At 47.1% G+C, this 16,083-nt stretch carries 11 protein-coding genes; 6 read left to right on the top strand and 5 right to left on the bottom strand.

Annotation, left to right across the window (positions count from 1 at the left end):
- Nucleotides 1-43 precede the first annotated feature (43 nt).
- Nucleotides 44-3,643 (top strand): pilus assembly protein, encoded by a 3,600-nt coding sequence (locus tag H5647_RS19025; protein WP_045860609.1) that lies wholly within the window; start codon nucleotides 44-46, stop codon nucleotides 3,641-3,643.
- 12 nt (nucleotides 3,644-3,655) lie between these two features.
- The gene (locus tag H5647_RS19020; RefSeq protein ID WP_052692211.1) at nucleotides 3,656-4,123 is read left to right on the top strand and encodes a type IV pilin protein; all 468 of its coding nucleotides are present in this window, start codon (nucleotides 3,656-3,658) and stop codon (nucleotides 4,121-4,123) included.
- 76 nt (nucleotides 4,124-4,199) lie between these two features.
- On the opposite strand, the gene H5647_RS19015 is transcribed toward H5647_RS19020, so the two are convergent.
- From H5647_RS19015 to H5647_RS19005, 3 genes are all read right to left on the bottom strand, one after another.
- The gene (locus H5647_RS19015; RefSeq protein WP_045860608.1) at nucleotides 4,200-4,739 is read right to left on the bottom strand and encodes a GspH/FimT family pseudopilin; all 540 of its coding nucleotides are present in this window, start codon (nucleotides 4,737-4,739) and stop codon (nucleotides 4,200-4,202) included.
- A 195-nt stretch (nucleotides 4,740-4,934) separates the two neighbouring features.
- Entirely contained in the window at nucleotides 4,935-6,308 is a 1,374-nt protein-coding gene (locus H5647_RS19010; protein ID WP_045860607.1) for a sigma-54-dependent transcriptional regulator, read from the bottom strand.
- Complete coding sequence (locus H5647_RS19005) at nucleotides 6,308-7,921, bottom strand: sensor histidine kinase (RefSeq protein ID WP_236074972.1); 1,614 nt, start codon at nucleotides 7,919-7,921, stop codon at nucleotides 6,308-6,310. Before H5647_RS19005 ends, H5647_RS19010 begins: the two co-directional genes overlap by 1 nt.
- Nucleotides 7,922-8,068: 147 nt before the next feature.
- Between H5647_RS19005 and H5647_RS19000 the strand changes: the two genes are divergently transcribed.
- Nucleotides 8,069-9,697 (top strand): NAD+ synthase, encoded by a 1,629-nt coding sequence (locus H5647_RS19000; protein WP_045861555.1) that lies wholly within the window; start codon nucleotides 8,069-8,071, stop codon nucleotides 9,695-9,697.
- A 74-nt stretch (nucleotides 9,698-9,771) separates the two neighbouring features.
- Here H5647_RS19000 and H5647_RS18995 read toward each other — a convergent pair whose 3' ends face one another.
- Complete coding sequence (locus tag H5647_RS18995; protein ID WP_045861554.1) at nucleotides 9,772-10,692, bottom strand: outer membrane protein assembly factor BamD; 921 nt, start codon at nucleotides 10,690-10,692, stop codon at nucleotides 9,772-9,774.
- 162 nt (nucleotides 10,693-10,854) lie between these two features.
- On the opposite strand from H5647_RS18995, the gene rluD reads away from it, so the two are divergent.
- From rluD to clpB, 3 genes are all read left to right on the top strand, one after another.
- Nucleotides 10,855-11,853 carry a 23S rRNA pseudouridine(1911/1915/1917) synthase RluD gene (gene rluD, locus H5647_RS18990; RefSeq protein WP_045860605.1) on the top strand — a complete coding sequence of 333 codons (999 nt, stop codon included), beginning with the start codon at nucleotides 10,855-10,857 and terminating at the stop codon, nucleotides 11,851-11,853.
- Nucleotides 11,846-12,619 carry a peptidoglycan editing factor PgeF gene (gene pgeF / locus H5647_RS18985; protein ID WP_045860604.1) on the top strand — a complete coding sequence of 258 codons (774 nt, stop codon included), beginning with the start codon at nucleotides 11,846-11,848 and terminating at the stop codon, nucleotides 12,617-12,619. The genes rluD and pgeF overlap by 8 nt, the downstream gene beginning before the upstream one ends.
- Before the next feature lie 208 nt (nucleotides 12,620-12,827).
- Nucleotides 12,828-15,458, top strand: a complete 2,631-nt coding sequence (clpB, locus tag H5647_RS18980) for an ATP-dependent chaperone ClpB (protein WP_045860603.1) — start codon at nucleotides 12,828-12,830, stop codon at nucleotides 15,456-15,458.
- A 90-nt stretch (nucleotides 15,459-15,548) separates the two neighbouring features.
- Here the strand turns inward: clpB and H5647_RS18975 are convergent, their stop codons facing one another.
- Nucleotides 15,549-16,055 carry a DUF4124 domain-containing protein gene (locus H5647_RS18975; protein ID WP_045860602.1) on the bottom strand — a complete coding sequence of 169 codons (507 nt, stop codon included), beginning with the start codon at nucleotides 16,053-16,055 and terminating at the stop codon, nucleotides 15,549-15,551.
- Nucleotides 16,056-16,083: the final 28 nt, after the last annotated feature.

The following is a 16,083-nucleotide window of genomic DNA, read 5'->3' as shown; positions in this document are numbered from 1 at the left end:
TCGAAAGGGTGGGTAGACCAGATCAAGGTGGGTGGGACTTTACATGAAAAAAAATGGAACGCGTTTTTGTATGCTCTCTAAATACTTAATCGCTCGTAGTCTTCACATTGGTGTGGCGAGTGGATTAATGTTTATCGCAACTATCGTAATGGAAGCCTCTGCAGGCCCATTAGTTTTGAGCAAAGAGCCGCTTTATACGGGAGTTGATGTAAAGCCTAATGTTCTTTTCCTTATTGATGATTCTCGCAGTATGTACTTTCAGGTGTCTATGACACCAGAGGCAAAAGCGGTAGCGGCGACAATTATTAATGAGGTTGGGGGGTTTTTTAATGAATATGGTGGGGCCGGATTTTGGGACCGTATTGGTAATTTTGAAATCGATCTAACGCCGAATGACTTAGAACAATATCTAGAATTGTGTGTTGGTTACAACGCTCTCGCCTTTGATCCCTCCGTGGATTATGGGACTTGGGTTGGTTATGGTGATGCGAATGTAGTGAACATGCTTAAAAACCCTAGAAACGCGAGTGCGGGCACCACCCCATTCGCGACAGCTCATTATGTTGATTGGATTGAAGTAGAGGGGGTTGGAACGCCTGGGGTATACGACTTTGGAGAATGTGGCGCTAGTCGTACGGTCAATGGTGGTGGGGTTGTTCAGTACAACTACGATGTGGCGCGAATCCATGCGGCCAGCGATTTGCCTTCGGCTGAAAAAAAACAAGACTATGCTAATTGGTATACCTATCATCGTAGTCGCGATTTGCTTTTTAAAACCGCACTTTCGACCGTATTTGAAAACCTTCAGACCCGTGCAGGATTAGCCACGATTAATGCGAACGCAGGCTTTGGTTGGGGGGTTGAGATGAAAAATGTCGACAACCTTTCTGATCCAACCGATACGACTTTGGCGCAAAATAAAGCGGCATTGTTGAGTACCCTCTATAGCGTTAGCGATTCAGATTTTGCTCGATATACCCCACTAAGACGAGCGCTGGAAAATGCAGGGCGTTATTTTCTTGGTGACTACAATAACTATGATGTACAAACGGGATTCGTAACGGCTTCTGGGCAACCGCAAGATCCAGTGCTATCAGAGGCCGAGGGGGGCGCTTGCCAGCAGAATCATACTATTCTGGCTACGGACGGATACCGATCTGAGTATACCAGCACTAATTACATGGACGGCACGTATGGAAATGCCGACGCCGAAAATCCAGATAACCCCTACGATGGCGGCCTCTACGGAGATACTGTCAGTAATACGTTGGGCGATATTGCTATGCATTTTTACAAAAATGATTTACGGCCTACGCTACCTAATCGTGTGAATGCAAACAACCCAACTGATGATACTAACCCAGACACAAATACGGCACAGCATATGGTTACCCATACGCTTTCGTTTGGTATTAGCGGCAATATTGGTGGGCCGCCACCGCTTGGCGGTTGGGAAGGCGGTGAAGCCTGGCCGACGGTAATTACTAACGAATCGCCAGAGACGCTTGATGATCTGATTCACGCCGCGTTTAACGGTCGAGGAGAATATTTAAGTGCTCAAAATATTACCAGTTTACAGGATTCGTTAAGTTCAGTTATCGACACGATTAAGCAATCGGTCGAGGGCACGGGTGCGGCAGTGGGTTTTAACTCAACGAGTATTGCGGAAGGGGCTGTGCTTTATCAGGGCAAGTTTAATTCCTCCCAGTGGTCGGGAGAATTACATGCCTTTGATTATTCAACAGGTCGGTTAGGGCGTGCTACTTGGGAAGCGAATGAGCGTTTAGAAACACTTTTGGAGACGCGAGACCGAAAAATTGTAACTTTTAATGGGAGTGCCGGTGTACCGTTTGTAGCACCTTCAGATTATGCCAATCCTAATGTCGTGAACGGTGACCTTTCGGCCGCTCAGATTGCCGATTTGTTGGTGGACGGCCCTTCGAATGCCGGCGGGAAGCAAGCCTATTTAGAAGATATCATCGAGCACTTGAGAGCAGACGGTGACGGAACCTATAACGCAACGCGGTCGTTTCGAGAGAAAGAAGGTGTGCTGGGGGATATCGTACACTCTAGCCCACAGTACGTTGGTAAACCTTCTGCCGGATACCCTAATTACATTGAAAGCAGTAGTGCGCCCTATTCAGATTTTGTCTCATCAAAAGAAAATCGAGTGCCCATGATTTATGTTGGCGCTAATGACGGCATGCTACATGGCTTTCGCGCTGACACGGGTATGGAGGTCTTTGGTTATATACCCCAAGATATCTTTTCTGCAAGCGCCAGCGAAGGCCTGCATAGGTTAGCAAACCCGAATTACACTCACCTTCCCTATGTTGATGCAACGCCAACCACGGCCGACGTTTATGTGAACGGTGGCTGGAAGACTTATATGGTGGGCGGGCTAGGTGCGGGCGGAAAGTCTGTTTATGTTCTTGATGTTACCAACCCAGCTGGTATTTCAACGGAAGGAGCTATGGCGTCCAATGTAGTTGTGGCCGAGTTTACGGACTCAACGCTGGGTTATACTTTTAGCCGACCACGTATAGCGAAAATGAATGATGGTGAATGGGTAGCGATTTTTGGTAATGGGTATAACAACAGCACTGATGGTGAAGCGTATTTATATATTTTATATTTAGACGGCTCTGGTCCTAATAATGTTACTCACCAAAAGATCGGCCCGTTGGGGCGTGGTGCTTTGGGGGCTGTTGTGAATGGCGATTGCGGCATTGCCGGAAGCGATTGCAATGGGCTTTCTTCTCCGACGCTATTAGATTTAAACGGCGACTCTAAAGTCGATCGCGTTTTTGCGGGTGATTTACAAGGGAATATGTGGGCGTTCGATTTTACACAGTATGATACCGGCAATAATTATATTGAACCGGTCGTCGCTCACCGCGACGTAAGCGATTACGGCGTACCGTTGTTTTCAGCTTGTCGTGGAGCAAAGCCGACTACGGGGTATTGTGCCGATGGTGATCGCCAGTCCATTACGCACAAGCCTGTTGTTGTGGCTCATGAACGTGAAACCAGTCAGTCCACAGAGCCTAATTTATTGGTCTTGTTTGGTACTGGGCGATATCTGGCATCGGTGGATGTTACCGATACAGCGGTTCAATCGTTCTATGGTGTTTGGGATGCAGGTGAGTCCCAAGGTGAAGTTCGACAAACACAATTGGTGCCGCAAACGGTTGGAGATGCCTCCGGAGGGGATGGTCGTCGTAAGATAACGTCTACAACGGATGTTGATTATACGGTGGGTAACGAGTTTCGCGTTGGGGCGAATTATGGTTGGTACCTTAATTTGCCGATGAGCAAAGAGCGCGTGGTTATCGACCCAGCCATTGCAGGTAACTTGGTGCTATTTGTAACGACAACTCCTTTGAATGATGTGTGCAATAGAGCGGGAACGGGAAGTTTAATGGCCGTCGATCTTTTTAGTGGAGGCCAACCGCCTTTTCATGTGTTTCCCGGCGAAGCAAGTGATGTGAGCAGCGTACCTATCACTGCGTTGCCCGGTGGTATGGTTATTCTGGATGACAGTATTATTATTTCCGACTCGGATGCGAATATTAATAGTTATGAAGGTTACTTTGAGCCGAAACGTCCTTCGCGTCGGTCGGCATGGTCCATTAGGAAATAGAGAGGTATACGCTTGAAACAATCTTCTGAAAGAGGTTTTACGTTAGTAGAGCTATTGATAACCGTGACCATCATTGCAGTCATTTCGGTTATTGCAGTACCGGCTTATAAAGAACAGGCGGATAGAGGCCGTAGAGCAGAAGGCAAAGCCTATCTATTGGATTTAGCGTCGAGGCAGGAACGGTTTTATACTCAATACTCGTCTTATACCGGTACGGTAGCGGCCACAAGTGGCTGCGTTGGCTCCGTTTGTGGTTTGGGAATGGAGGATGGTTATAGTGGAGATGATCATTTCTCCGGGGCTGTAACGGTTCTGCCCAGCGGGTGTACGCCAACGGGAACGTTGTGTGTAAGCTATACGCTCTCTGCAACCGCGCTGATAACGGACAGTAAATGCGGCGCTTTGACCTATGACTCTACTGGTAAAAAAGGTGTTTCGGGAGTATCAGACCAAGCAAGCATTGATTATTGCTGGCGTTAATTTTTATTCTTTAATTCATTAAAGTTACTTCAGTTTCCATACGCCCCAACACGTTTTGTGTTCGGGGCGTTTTTGTTTATGCCCCACAACCACTGAGCAGCGATTGCGCAACGCGCGTGCGTCCTGTCCTATACACTACCAGTTGAGCTCTATGTTTATCGTCTGCGCTAAGATCGCAATAATAGAGCCGCCCATTTTGGTATCCTGTTGTACCGTCCTCTTTAAAGCTAATGAAGTTACGGTGAAGTGATCGCCAGTTAAGTTGTTGCTGTGAAGCCAGTGATGGCCGTGTTATTAATAGGCGCTCTTGTGTACCTCTGGATTTATTATCGTCCGAATCTACAAACACCATTAAGGGAAAAGACCAATTTTCATCGCACGAATTTTCGTCTGCGCTTGGGCATACAACAACGCTACTTCGTTCATTTACAGCGGCTTGTCTGGCGAAATTGAGTAAGCGCATTAAGTCGTTTACGGTTGTTTGTTGTGCTGTTTTTTTAGAGAGGTAAGAGAAAGACGGTACTGCTACTGACGTGATGATAAGCATAATACTGATGGCAGAGAGTAGGTCTAGTAATGTAAAGCCGTTTGAGTGTTGCAGGCGTTGGCGAAGCATTATTCACATCCTTGTGATTAATCAAAGGTGTTTAGAGTAATCGAAAGAAGGGGCTTTGGCTGTAGGACAAAAGCTAAGCGTGATCTAGGATCTTAGCCTGTGTTGCCCTAGGTATAGGGGGGTATTGGTTAAAACGAATACTCAGGTACATTTGATTGTCGAATCCGGGTATAGCGCTGGCGTATTTCTGTACTCTTAGTCTTCATTGTAATCTAGCCCCAGTTTTGCCAAGCGATAACGCAGTGATCGAAAGCTAACACCGAGTTTTTTTGCCGCCATGGTTTTATTCCAGCGAGTTTGCTCCAGTGTTTCACACAGTATTTCACGCTCGACTTCGGCCAAATAATCATCGATAGAAGCGTGGTTTTGGCAGGCCTGGAAATGTCCGGTTTGTTTGGTTGGGTCTCTATGGGCTGGTGTAGCGGCATTGCGATCTAGCTGTAAATCTATTTCTGTAATCGTATCGTCGTCACACAGCGTAAATGCTCGTTCAAGAATATTCTCCAGCTCTCGAATATTTCCAGGGTAGCGGTATTGAGAGAGCTTCTGTTGAGCGGCGGGTTCAATTGTTGGTTTGTCTAGTTGGCAATTGGTTGCAATACGGATGAGTAACGCATCAATGAGTGCGGGAATATCTTCTTTTCTATCGCGTAAGCTTGGCACATCGAGTTGAATGACATTTAATCGGTAGAAAAGATCTTGTCTAAAATCACCGCTGCTAACGAGTGATTCAAGATTTTTGTGTGTTGCGCAAAGAATGCGAACATTCGTAGAGATTTCCTCCGATGCACCGATAGAACGAACGGCTTTTTCCTGAATCGCCCGTAAAAGCTTTACTTGCATGTCCAGCGGAAGATCGGCAACCTCATCAAGGAATAGTGTGCCGCCTTCAGCGGCTTGAAAGAGACCTTGCTTGTCGTGTCCTGCACCGGTAAAAGAGCCTTTTTTGTGGCCAAAGAATTCACTTTCTACCAGCTCTTTAGGGATAGCACCGCAGTTGACGCCAATAAATGGGGCGCTATTACGTGGGCCTAATTCGTGTATCGAGCGAGCGACGAGTTCTTTTCCGCTTCCAGATTCACCGCTAATATATATGGGCGCTTGAGAGCGGGCGAGTTTTTGAATGGATTTTTTTAGTTTAATTATTTGTGTGGAATTACCAATAATTTTTGAGCTGCTTTCACTGATAGCAGGCAACCGGTCGGACGTCAGTGCTGCGTTGACAAGTTTTCGTAGCGAGGGCAAATCGATAGGTTTATTGACAAAGTCGAAAGCACCGGCCTTCATCGCTTCTATGGCTGTATCCATATTGCCGTGCGCAGTAATGACGGCAATTGGAAGGTTTGCGAAATGTTTTTGTACGTGCCTAACAAGGTCTATACCGTTGCCATCCGGTAATTTCATATCGGTTAGACAAATTTGATATTCATTGTTATTGAGTTGCTGTTTTGCTTCTGATATATCTGCCGCAGAATCTACGTCTAACGCCATACGGGATAAGGTAATTTCCAGTAGTTCGCGAATGTCTGGCTCATCGTCAATAATTAGGGCGCGTTTTGTCGAGGTCATTAAATCATTCTCTGGTGGTGAGTGCAGTCGATACGGAAACAGCTTTTTCCTGCGGGAGTACGTTTAAAGTATAAGCTTGCTTGATTTATTTCACATAGTTCGCGAGATATGTATAAACCTAAGCCAGAACCTTTTACATCGGTAGTGTAAAACGGGTCGAATATTTGTTCGAGCCTGTCTTCTTTTATACCCGGCCCTTCGTCAACAATTTCAATAAAGGCTGTGCCGTCATTGTCGCTGATCCCTGCTCTAATATCTATTCTCGCTTCGCCCGTGCTTTGTTCGCTAAAGCGAGCACCGTTGTCGCATAAGTTGGTTATTACTTGATTGAGGTGCACGGGGTCAAATTTTGCGCTAACGGTTGCATTTGTTAACGATAGCCCTACGGTTATTTTAGTGACTGTTTGATACTCATTAATTAATTTAGGTAGCCATTCGGCGAGTTCAATGATCTTGGGTTTCGGCTCTTTACGCCTTGAAATGGTTAGCGTGTTTTCGATAATCTGATTCACACGCTCAGAGTGTTGCAACATAATTTCAATAAGCCGGTTGTCGGCATTGTTGAGGTAATCGGCCTCAGATAGCAACTGTGCCGCATGGGATATAGCGCCTAAAGGGTTTCTTACTTCGTGTGCAATACTGGCGGTTAGTCGTCCTAGTGAGGCGAGTTTTAATTGCTGTGCCTGTTGGGCGAGTGACCGATGATCCTCCATATACATGATAGTGCGTTTTGCTTCGCCCGTGTCTAGCATGGCAAAGCTAATGCGCACATCTTGTCCTACGCGAAGGCTGTGTAGTTGCGGTGCAGTTTTTTCGGGAGAAGCGCGCCATTCCTTTAGTAACGGGCCAAAATTCGCCATATCGGTGAGTTGTACTCCAGAATAGTCCGCTGCCGGCATGTCTAATAGTTGTAAGGCGGATTGGTTGATCAGTTCGATAGTATTCTGTTCATCGACCACAATAATGCCGGTACGCATACGAGTGACGATATGTTGCGCCAATTGTTGTAATCGCTTGGCATAGGTTGCTTGTGTCGCGGCCTCAATGTCGCTTTGGCGAATTTTGTCGGTGAGGTAGTGAAAGCTAATGGCCGTTAGAAATATGAGAATACCTAAGGTGCCGGCTGAAAAGAGCTCACTTGAAAGCCCTCCTGTTTTACTGGTGCCTTGGTAGAGCGCTTCTGCAATTGTAGCGAGGCTAGTGAGTGCCGCGAAAGCAAAGGCTAGTTGGCCTCGGATGAAAATGCTCGCCATCGCAATATTAATCAGCAGTAGATAGCTTAAGCTGCTATTAATCCCATTGCTCGCATGGATCATAAGCAGTAAGGCGGCCAAGTCTACAATAAGCATGGTACCAATGCGGCGTATCGAATGTGAAAGCGAGCGAGCATTAAAAATAAGAACAGTAAGGAAGCTAACGACGGTATAAGCAATGGCCGTTAGCTCAAATAACTCAGGTTGAATATTGCCCAGTAGTTTGTGCGAGGCGCTAAATGAATATGTCACCCATAGCAGGCTGCCAAGGATGAGCCGATAATAGAGGTAAACGCGCAAGACGAGGGGGTTATGTGGCGGTAAACGATTTTGGCCTTGCTGACCCATAATGATTGTCAAGAGAGCGTCCTTTTGGGTTGGGCCCAATGCAATTAAGGTTGCGGTTAGACCCCTCTATTTTAATTTAGTGATTTTGCCTTTTGCGCTTTGCGGCGCTTTCATCGACAATAGGCGCCTTTTGTGGGCGACTCGGAGTTTTGGAATTATATGTCAATCTTGAAAATTGCAATGGCGCAAACCAATTTATTGGTGGGCGATATCAACGGCAACCTAGAAAAAATTGGCCAGTTTATTCGTCAAGCTGAAGAGAGTTTTGACGTTGACATCATCGTATTCCCAGAGCTTACCCTAACAGGCTATCCGCCGGAAGACCTACTCCTAAGACCAAGTTGCGAAACGCGCGTTAATCGAGCTTTGGAGGCCCTGTGTCAAATACACAGCAATACCCATATTGTCATTGGGTACCCTCGTATGGTGAAGGGGCAGCTATTCAATATGGCTGGGGTTATTGCTGGCGGTGAAATTATTTACGAATATGCAAAGCAGTGTTTGCCAAACTACCAAGTATTTGATGAGAAACGTTATTTTACTGAAGGCACAGAAAATGGTGTTTTTCAATGTAAGGGCGTGAGCGTAGCATTGTCTATCTGCGAGGATATTTGGGATGGTGGGCCAGTAGCTCAGGCCCAAAGCTGCGGTGCCGATATTCTATTAAATTTAAATGCTTCTCCATTTCATCAAAATAAGCAGCGTGAACGCGAAAATATTGTTGCCACCTTAGCGAAAAAAATAAACGCGCCTATTGTGTATGTTAATCAGGTGGGCGGGCAAGATGAGTTGGTTTTTGATGGAGGCTCTTTTGCCGCTGATACCGAAGGCAACATACTTTCGATGGCCGATTTTTTCTGCCAGCAACTCGCGGTGGTGGCGTTTAATAATGTTAGTAAAGTGTTAGCCGCTCTTACCCCGCCTGCGAAGCGAGAAACGAAAGCGCTAGCTATTATTTATCAAGCGCTTGTGTTGGGCGTGCGTGATTACGTGAACAAAAACGGCTTTAAAGGTGTGGTATTGGGGTTGTCAGGTGGTATTGACTCTGCTCTTACCTTAGCCATCGCCGCAGACGCGCTCGGCCCTGAGCGTGTGCATGCGGTGATGATGCCGTTTCGTTATACCTCTGACATGAGCAAAACGGATGCAGAAGATGAAGCCGCTCGGTTGGGCGTTGCCTATCGGAGTATTAGTATTGAGCCCATTTATGAGGCTTTTTCCGAGCAGTTAGCGGAGGCGTTTGCCAATACCTCTGTTGATACCACTGAGCAAAATATTCAGGCGCGTAGCCGAGGCGTGTTGTTGATGGCCATCTCGAATAAGCTGGGTTACTTGGTTCTAACGACAGGCAATAAGAGTGAAATGGCCGTTGGTTATGCCACGCTTTATGGGGATATGGCGGGAGGGCTCGATGTATTAAAGGACGTGCCCAAAACTACGGTATTTGCGCTCTCAAAATACCGTAATACCCTTTCTGAGGTCATTCCCGAGAATGTGATCTCTCGTCCACCGTCCGCTGAATTGGCGCCGGACCAAAAGGATGAAGACTCCCTTCCGCCGTACGATATTCTGGATCAGATTCTTGAGCTCTATATCGAGCAAGACTTCAGCGCACAGGCCATAATTGAAAAAGGTTTTGATGCGCAAGAGGTGAATCGCGTATTGCGTTTAGTGGACATCAATGAATATAAGCGGCGGCAAGCACCTGTAGGTATTCGTATTAGTGCTAGAGCGTTTGGCCGTGATCGACGCTATCCTATTACGAATGGATGGGTGATTGGAGATTAAAGAAATAGTGAACGATTACTGAGCCATGATGTGGTTCAGTAATCGTTGGAAATAACGGCTGACGTTTTGAATTCTTAGCCTGGAGGTGACGACACGGGGTTAGCGTCACTATCTCGATAGAAGCTGTTGTACAAATTGCGCGTATCGAAGTTAATAGTGGGCTGTTTTTTGAATAGTCCAAGCGTTAGATAGTTGACCCATGTTAGGTTCTTGTCTCGGCCAAACCGGTAGTTGAATTCACCATTTTTAAGAGCAGGGTGGTTTGGGTAGTTCGCGATTAATACCTGTGCGGACTTTTGTGATAAATCGTCCATTCCTAGCATATGGTAGGCTTGCGCCATTACCGCTAAACCGTCGGGTACGGCAGGTGTTTGTTTGAGGTTCTCGACGACATATCGGCCTCTATTCGCGGCAGCGAGGTACGCGCCTCGTTTGAAATAGTAGTTAGCGACGTGGATTTCGTATCGCCCGAGCATATTGCGCAAGTAAATCATACGTTTTTGGGCGTCCAGTGCGTACTGGCTATCGGGGTACCGTTCTAGCAGTTGCGTAAAGTAATCGAAAGATTCACGCGCGCTGCCGGCGTCACGTTTAGTGATGTCGGTGGATAGCACTGTATTAAAGGCCGAGTTGTTTTCGAAGGCTGATATGCCCCTCATATAATAGGCATAGTCAACATTACGATGCTGGGGGTGCAGACGAATAAAACGGTCGGCAGAGGCAATAGCCGCATCGTGCTCAGTACTGCGATAGTAGCTGTATATGAGTTCGAGCTGCGCCTGCTCGGCATAGGCGCCAAAGGGGAAGCTTTCTTCCAATAATTCGAGTGTTTCAGCAGCAGAAGCCCAGTTAGAGGTGCGTAAAAACTTCTGTGCAACCTCGTAAGTCATCTGTTCACTGGTTTGTTCGGTCTTGTTTTCGTTACTGGAACAACCGCTGAGCGTGATCAGAAGTGTCGCAGCTGCTACAGTAAGCGCTTTTAAATGTTGGGTCATAGTAAAATCTTGACTCAGTGGTATGGGGGCCATCGCGACCCATTTTTCTTATCCTGACGACTGTACTTGCCAGTTTAGATCGTATTCTTCCGGATTTTCAGTTCCAGCTGTTGCCTCGCAATGCGGTGCGACAGTGTAATGCAGCACAAGGTTTAAATACAAATGCCCGCCGATACAATATTAACCGACGAAGACCCTGCTACCCCTATTAACGGGCCTATTTCCCACCACGCGACAGTTGCTTTTGAAAAAGCAGGCGTTCGCTTAGATCAGCATGTCGCAGAATTGTTCCCAGATTATTCTCGTTCTCGCTTGCAGCAATGGATTAAGGATGGAGCGTTACTGCTGAACGGACAAAAAGTAAAACCCAAAGCCAAATTGGCTGGTGGGGAATCCATTACGCTCGAGGCCGCTGTTGAAGCCCGATGCACGTGGGAGGCTGAGCCTGTTGAATTTGGCATTGTCTATGAAGATGACGCTTTGTTGGTGGTGAATAAGCCTGCTGGGCTTGTGGTACACCCTGCTGTTGGTAACTACAACGGAACCCTGTTAAATGGGCTGCTACACCATTGTGGCACTCTTACTCAGGTGCCTCGAGCGGGAATTGTGCACCGCCTGGATAAAGATACCACGGGGTTAATGGTTGTGGCCAAGACCGAAATTTCGCAGCTGAACCTCGTTACTCAACTACAGTCGCGAAGTGTCAAGCGTCAGTATTACGCGCTAGTTCATGGCGACCTTCGTCGAACGGGCACGATAGAGACGTTAATGGGACGCCATCCCACTCATAGAATTAAAATGGCAGTGGTGAAGAGCGGTGGTAAAGAAGCTGTGACGCACTATAAACCCGTGGCGACCTTCGATGATTTTACGTTAGTCGAGTTGAAATTACAGACGGGGCGTACCCATCAAATTCGGGTTCATATGGCCCATATGGGGTTTCCTTTGGTAGGAGATCAAACCTACGGCGGCAAGTTCCCTGTCAAATTATTACGGTTGAACCCCGCGCTGCAGCCATTAGCCGATTTTCCTCGTCAAGCGCTTCATGCCGCACGTTTAGGGTTGGTTCATCCTGTTTCGGGTATTCAGCAAGAGTGGGAGGTGGAATTGCCAGAGGATATGCAAGCGCTCGTTGAGTTGTTGGAAGAGCAATATGCCTAAACGGTATATCGTGCCGGATTGGCCGCTACCACAAGGCGTTCAAAGCCTCGTGACGACGCGAAAGGGGGGCGTGAGCGGCGCACAATATACCAGCAACAATATGGCCTTTCATGTGGAGGACGACAAGGAAGCGGTTCGACACAATAGAGCGCGTTTACGACAGCAGTTACCCGCAGAACCATACTGGTTGAACCAAACGCACAGTACGACGGTTTTACCGGTAGACGGTCTATCACAACAACACGCATTGCTTCACGATTGCGACGGTACTTTTTCGAGGCGTTCGGGCAATGTTTGCGTGGTGATGACGGCAGATTGCTTGCCTTTATTGCTCTGTTCCGTTGACGGTAAGGAAATTGCGGCCGTTCACGCGGGTTGGCGGGGGTTGGCAAACGGTATTATCAGTAACGCCGTTAAACTTTTCTTGACGGCCCCGAAGGATGTGCTCGTCTATCTTGGCCCTGCTATCTCAAACGATCACTTTGAAGTGGGTGAGGATGTAAGGCAGGTGTTTATGACAGCGCATCAAAAGAAAAAGGGGCTGTCTGCCGTGGAGGCCGCATTTCAGTCTCGCGGTAACACCGAGGGGGTCGTTACCTATTCTGCTAATTTATACGCATTAGCGCGAATAGAGCTCAAAATGCTTGGTGTGGAGCGTATTTATGGGGGAGGGATGTGTACCTTTACCGATCAAGACCAGTTTTTTTCCTATCGTCGTGATGGCTCTACTGGCCGCATGGCGAGTATGATTTGGCGCGATAAATAAATCGAGCGTTTTTCCATCCCATTGTTTTGGCGTCACTTCATACTTCTTATTCGTCGATAATACTCGTCAGTCACTCTCTCTAGTTGGGTATTGGGCTAATGTCTTGTGGTACTTGAGTTCTGTTTCAATTACCCCCATCTAATGTTCGTGCCTAACTCGGTTGATAATACTAACAACCGTTATTGAATGATGTTGCGAGGATTGAACCATGCGAATTGATCGTTTAACAAATCAGCTACAAATTGCACTTTCGGATGCGCAATCACTTGCGGTGGGTCGAGATCATAACCAGATTGATCCAGCCCATTTGTTGCAGGCTATGTTGGATCAACAGGGTGGTGCTGTTCGTCCTTTATTGGCAGCAGCGGGGTTTGATGTTGCGGGCTTGCGAAATGCGTTAACGAAAGCACTCGAAGAATTACCGAAAATTCAAAGCCCAACCGGTGATGTGTCCATGTCGCAAGAGTTGGGGCGGTTGCTAAATCTTGCTGATAAGTATGCCCAGCAGGCAGGCGATAAATTTATTTCGAGCGAAAGCTTATTGCTTTCCTCTATGAATGACAGCGCATCATCGTTAGGAAAACTGCTGAATCAATTTGGCGATACTGAGCGGCTTAATGCCGCGGTAAAAAAAGTGCGGGGCGGTGAGACTGTGGATAATCCAGAGGCTGAAGGTAATCGTCAAGCACTTGAACGCTACACTGTCGATCTAACCGCACGTGCAGAAGCGGGAAAGTTAGACCCCGTTATTGGCCGCGATGACGAAATCCGCCGTACGATTCAAGTGTTGCAGCGTCGCACTAAAAATAACCCCGTATTGATTGGTGAACCGGGCGTTGGTAAAACGGCCATTGTGGAAGGCCTCGCGCAGCGAATTATTAACGGGGAAGTGCCCGAAGGATTAAAACATAAACGGTTATTATCCTTAGATTTAGGTTCATTGTTGGCCGGTGCGAAATTTCGAGGGGAATTTGAAGAACGGTTAAAATCTTTGCTGAATGAGCTGGGCAAACAAGAAAGTCGTATTATTCTTTTTATTGACGAGCTGCATACGATGGTGGGCGCAGGCAAAGGCGAGGGCGCACTTGATGCGGGCAACATGTTAAAACCTGCACTTGCGCGTGGCGAATTACATTGCGTAGGTGCAACCACCTTAGATGAATACCGGCAATACATAGAAAAAGACGCGGCGTTAGAGCGCCGTTTTCAGAAGGTTTTGGTAGAGGAGCCGAGTGAAGAAGATACTATTGCCATATTGCGAGGCTTGAAAGAGCGGTACGAATTACATCATGCTGTCGACATTTCAGATTCTGCCATTATTGCCGCAGCAAAATTATCGCAACGGTATATAACTGATCGACAGCTGCCCGATAAAGCCATTGACTTGATTGACGAAGCCGGTAGCCGTATTCGCATGGAGATAGATTCCAAGCCTGAACAAATGGATCGGTTAGAACGACGTTTAATTCAGCTAAAAATAGAAGGTGAGGCCGTTAAGAAAGATGACGATGAAGCAGCAAAAAAACGATTAATTATTATCAACGAACAGATAGAAAAAGTAGAACGGTCCTATTCCGATCTAGACGAAATCTGGCGTGCCGAAAAAGCCGCGTTACAAGGTTCGCAAGAGATTAAAAGTAATTTGGAACAGGCGCGATTAGATTTGGAGGCCGCAAGGCGCGCCAGTGATCTTGGGCGAATGTCGGAATTGCAATATGGCATTATTCCTGAACTGGAAAAACAGCTCGACATGGCCGCTCAAGCTGAAATGCAAGAAATGAAATTGTTGCGCAATAAAGTTACGGATGAAGAAATTGCGGAAGTAGTCTCCAAGTGGACGGGTATTCCTGTTTCAAAAATGCTTGAAGGTGAACGGGATAAATTATTGCGCATGGAAGCCGAATTACATGAGCGTGTTATTGGCCAGCAAGAGGCGGTGAGCGCAGTAGCGAATGCTGTCCGGCGTTCACGGGCGGGCTTGTCTGATCCGAATAGGCCAAATGGTTCTTTTCTATTTTTGGGCCCCACGGGGGTCGGTAAAACAGAATTGTGTAAAGCACTCTCAGAATTCTTGTTTGATAGCCAGGATGCGATGGTGCGTATTGATATGTCTGAGTTTATGGAGAAACATTCCGTTGCTCGTTTAATTGGTGCTCCTCCTGGTTATGTGGGTTACGAAGAGGGTGGCTATTTAACAGAGGCGGTACGCCGTAAGCCCTATGCGCTGCTGTTGCTTGATGAGGTGGAAAAAGCACACCCTGATGTTTTCAATATATTATTACAGGTTCTCGAGGATGGCCGTTTAACCGACGGGCACGGGCGAACCGTAGATTTCCGTAATACTGTCGTCGTAATGACTTCTAACTTGGGGTCGGCCGCCATTCAAGAAATTGCAGAAAATAAGGCGTTCGATAGCCTAAATTTCGACGGGTCCCGACAAGAAGACGAAGGCCAGAACGAACATAAATACCAAGCAATGAAAGATGCGGTTATGGAGGTGGTTGCGGGCCATTTTCGGCCTGAGTTTATCAACCGTATTGACGAGTTGGTTGTTTTCCACCCGCTAGCAAAGGCGCAAATTAGGGGTATCGCCGATATCCAATTAAGTATCTTACGTAAGCGCCTTTTAGATCGAGAGCTAACGCTGAACATTGATGACGTTGTTATGGAGCATATCGCAAATGCTGGGTTCGACCCCGTATACGGTGCGAGACCGTTAAAGCGTGCTATTCAGCAATTGATAGAGAACCCTTTGGCGCAAGATGTATTGGCGGGTAAATTTCAGCCTGGCAGTACCATAACGGCGCAATTATCCGATGGCGTTGTGCGATTTCTGTAGAGTAATGAAGAGAAATGACTAGGAATGTTGGCCCCTACATCACCGGTGTTATACCGAGAATATTAGGGGCTTGCTCTTTAAGGGGCAAAATTAAGGAGTACAAACGTCTTTCATGATGTTTTTGGAGGTGGCAATCTCGGCTTGAATCTCGGTTTGAGTCATATAGCGGTATGAACCATCTTGTTCTTTCATTCGAATACGGCCGTTCTTTTCAAGTACGCTAAGGCGAGATTTTTCATCATCGCAAATCTTTCGTTGTTTATCGGCCAATTTACGTCGACGTTCTCGCTCTTCGGGAGGAAGGTTTTCATCGTCTAGCGACAAGTCTTCGGTTTCGGAGGCGGCTTCGTCAGATTCGCTAGGCGCTGCTGTGTTTTGTCCGCCGTAGGTTTTCACTTTTACGGCCTCAACGCCTTGTGGTGGTGTTGAACCATAATGCGTTACGCCATCGTCGTTTACCCAACGGTAATAGTCTTCTGCGTGACTGCCGCTAATGTGGCCGCAAAGAGCGAGTGCCGTAGCCAGACTAACGGCACGACCTATTGTTCTTGCGCCTAGCGTTGCGGGCGTTAGCGTGCTTAAAATCGTTGTAATCATTGTGTCTTGCCGTTTACACGGCCCCCAT

Source organism: Teredinibacter purpureus, assembly GCF_014217335.1.
GTDB classification, from domain to species: Bacteria; Pseudomonadota; Gammaproteobacteria; order Pseudomonadales; family Cellvibrionaceae; genus Teredinibacter; species Teredinibacter purpureus.
The sequence above is the reverse complement of the archived record's forward strand: the minus strand, read 5'-3'. Positions and strand labels throughout refer to the sequence as shown.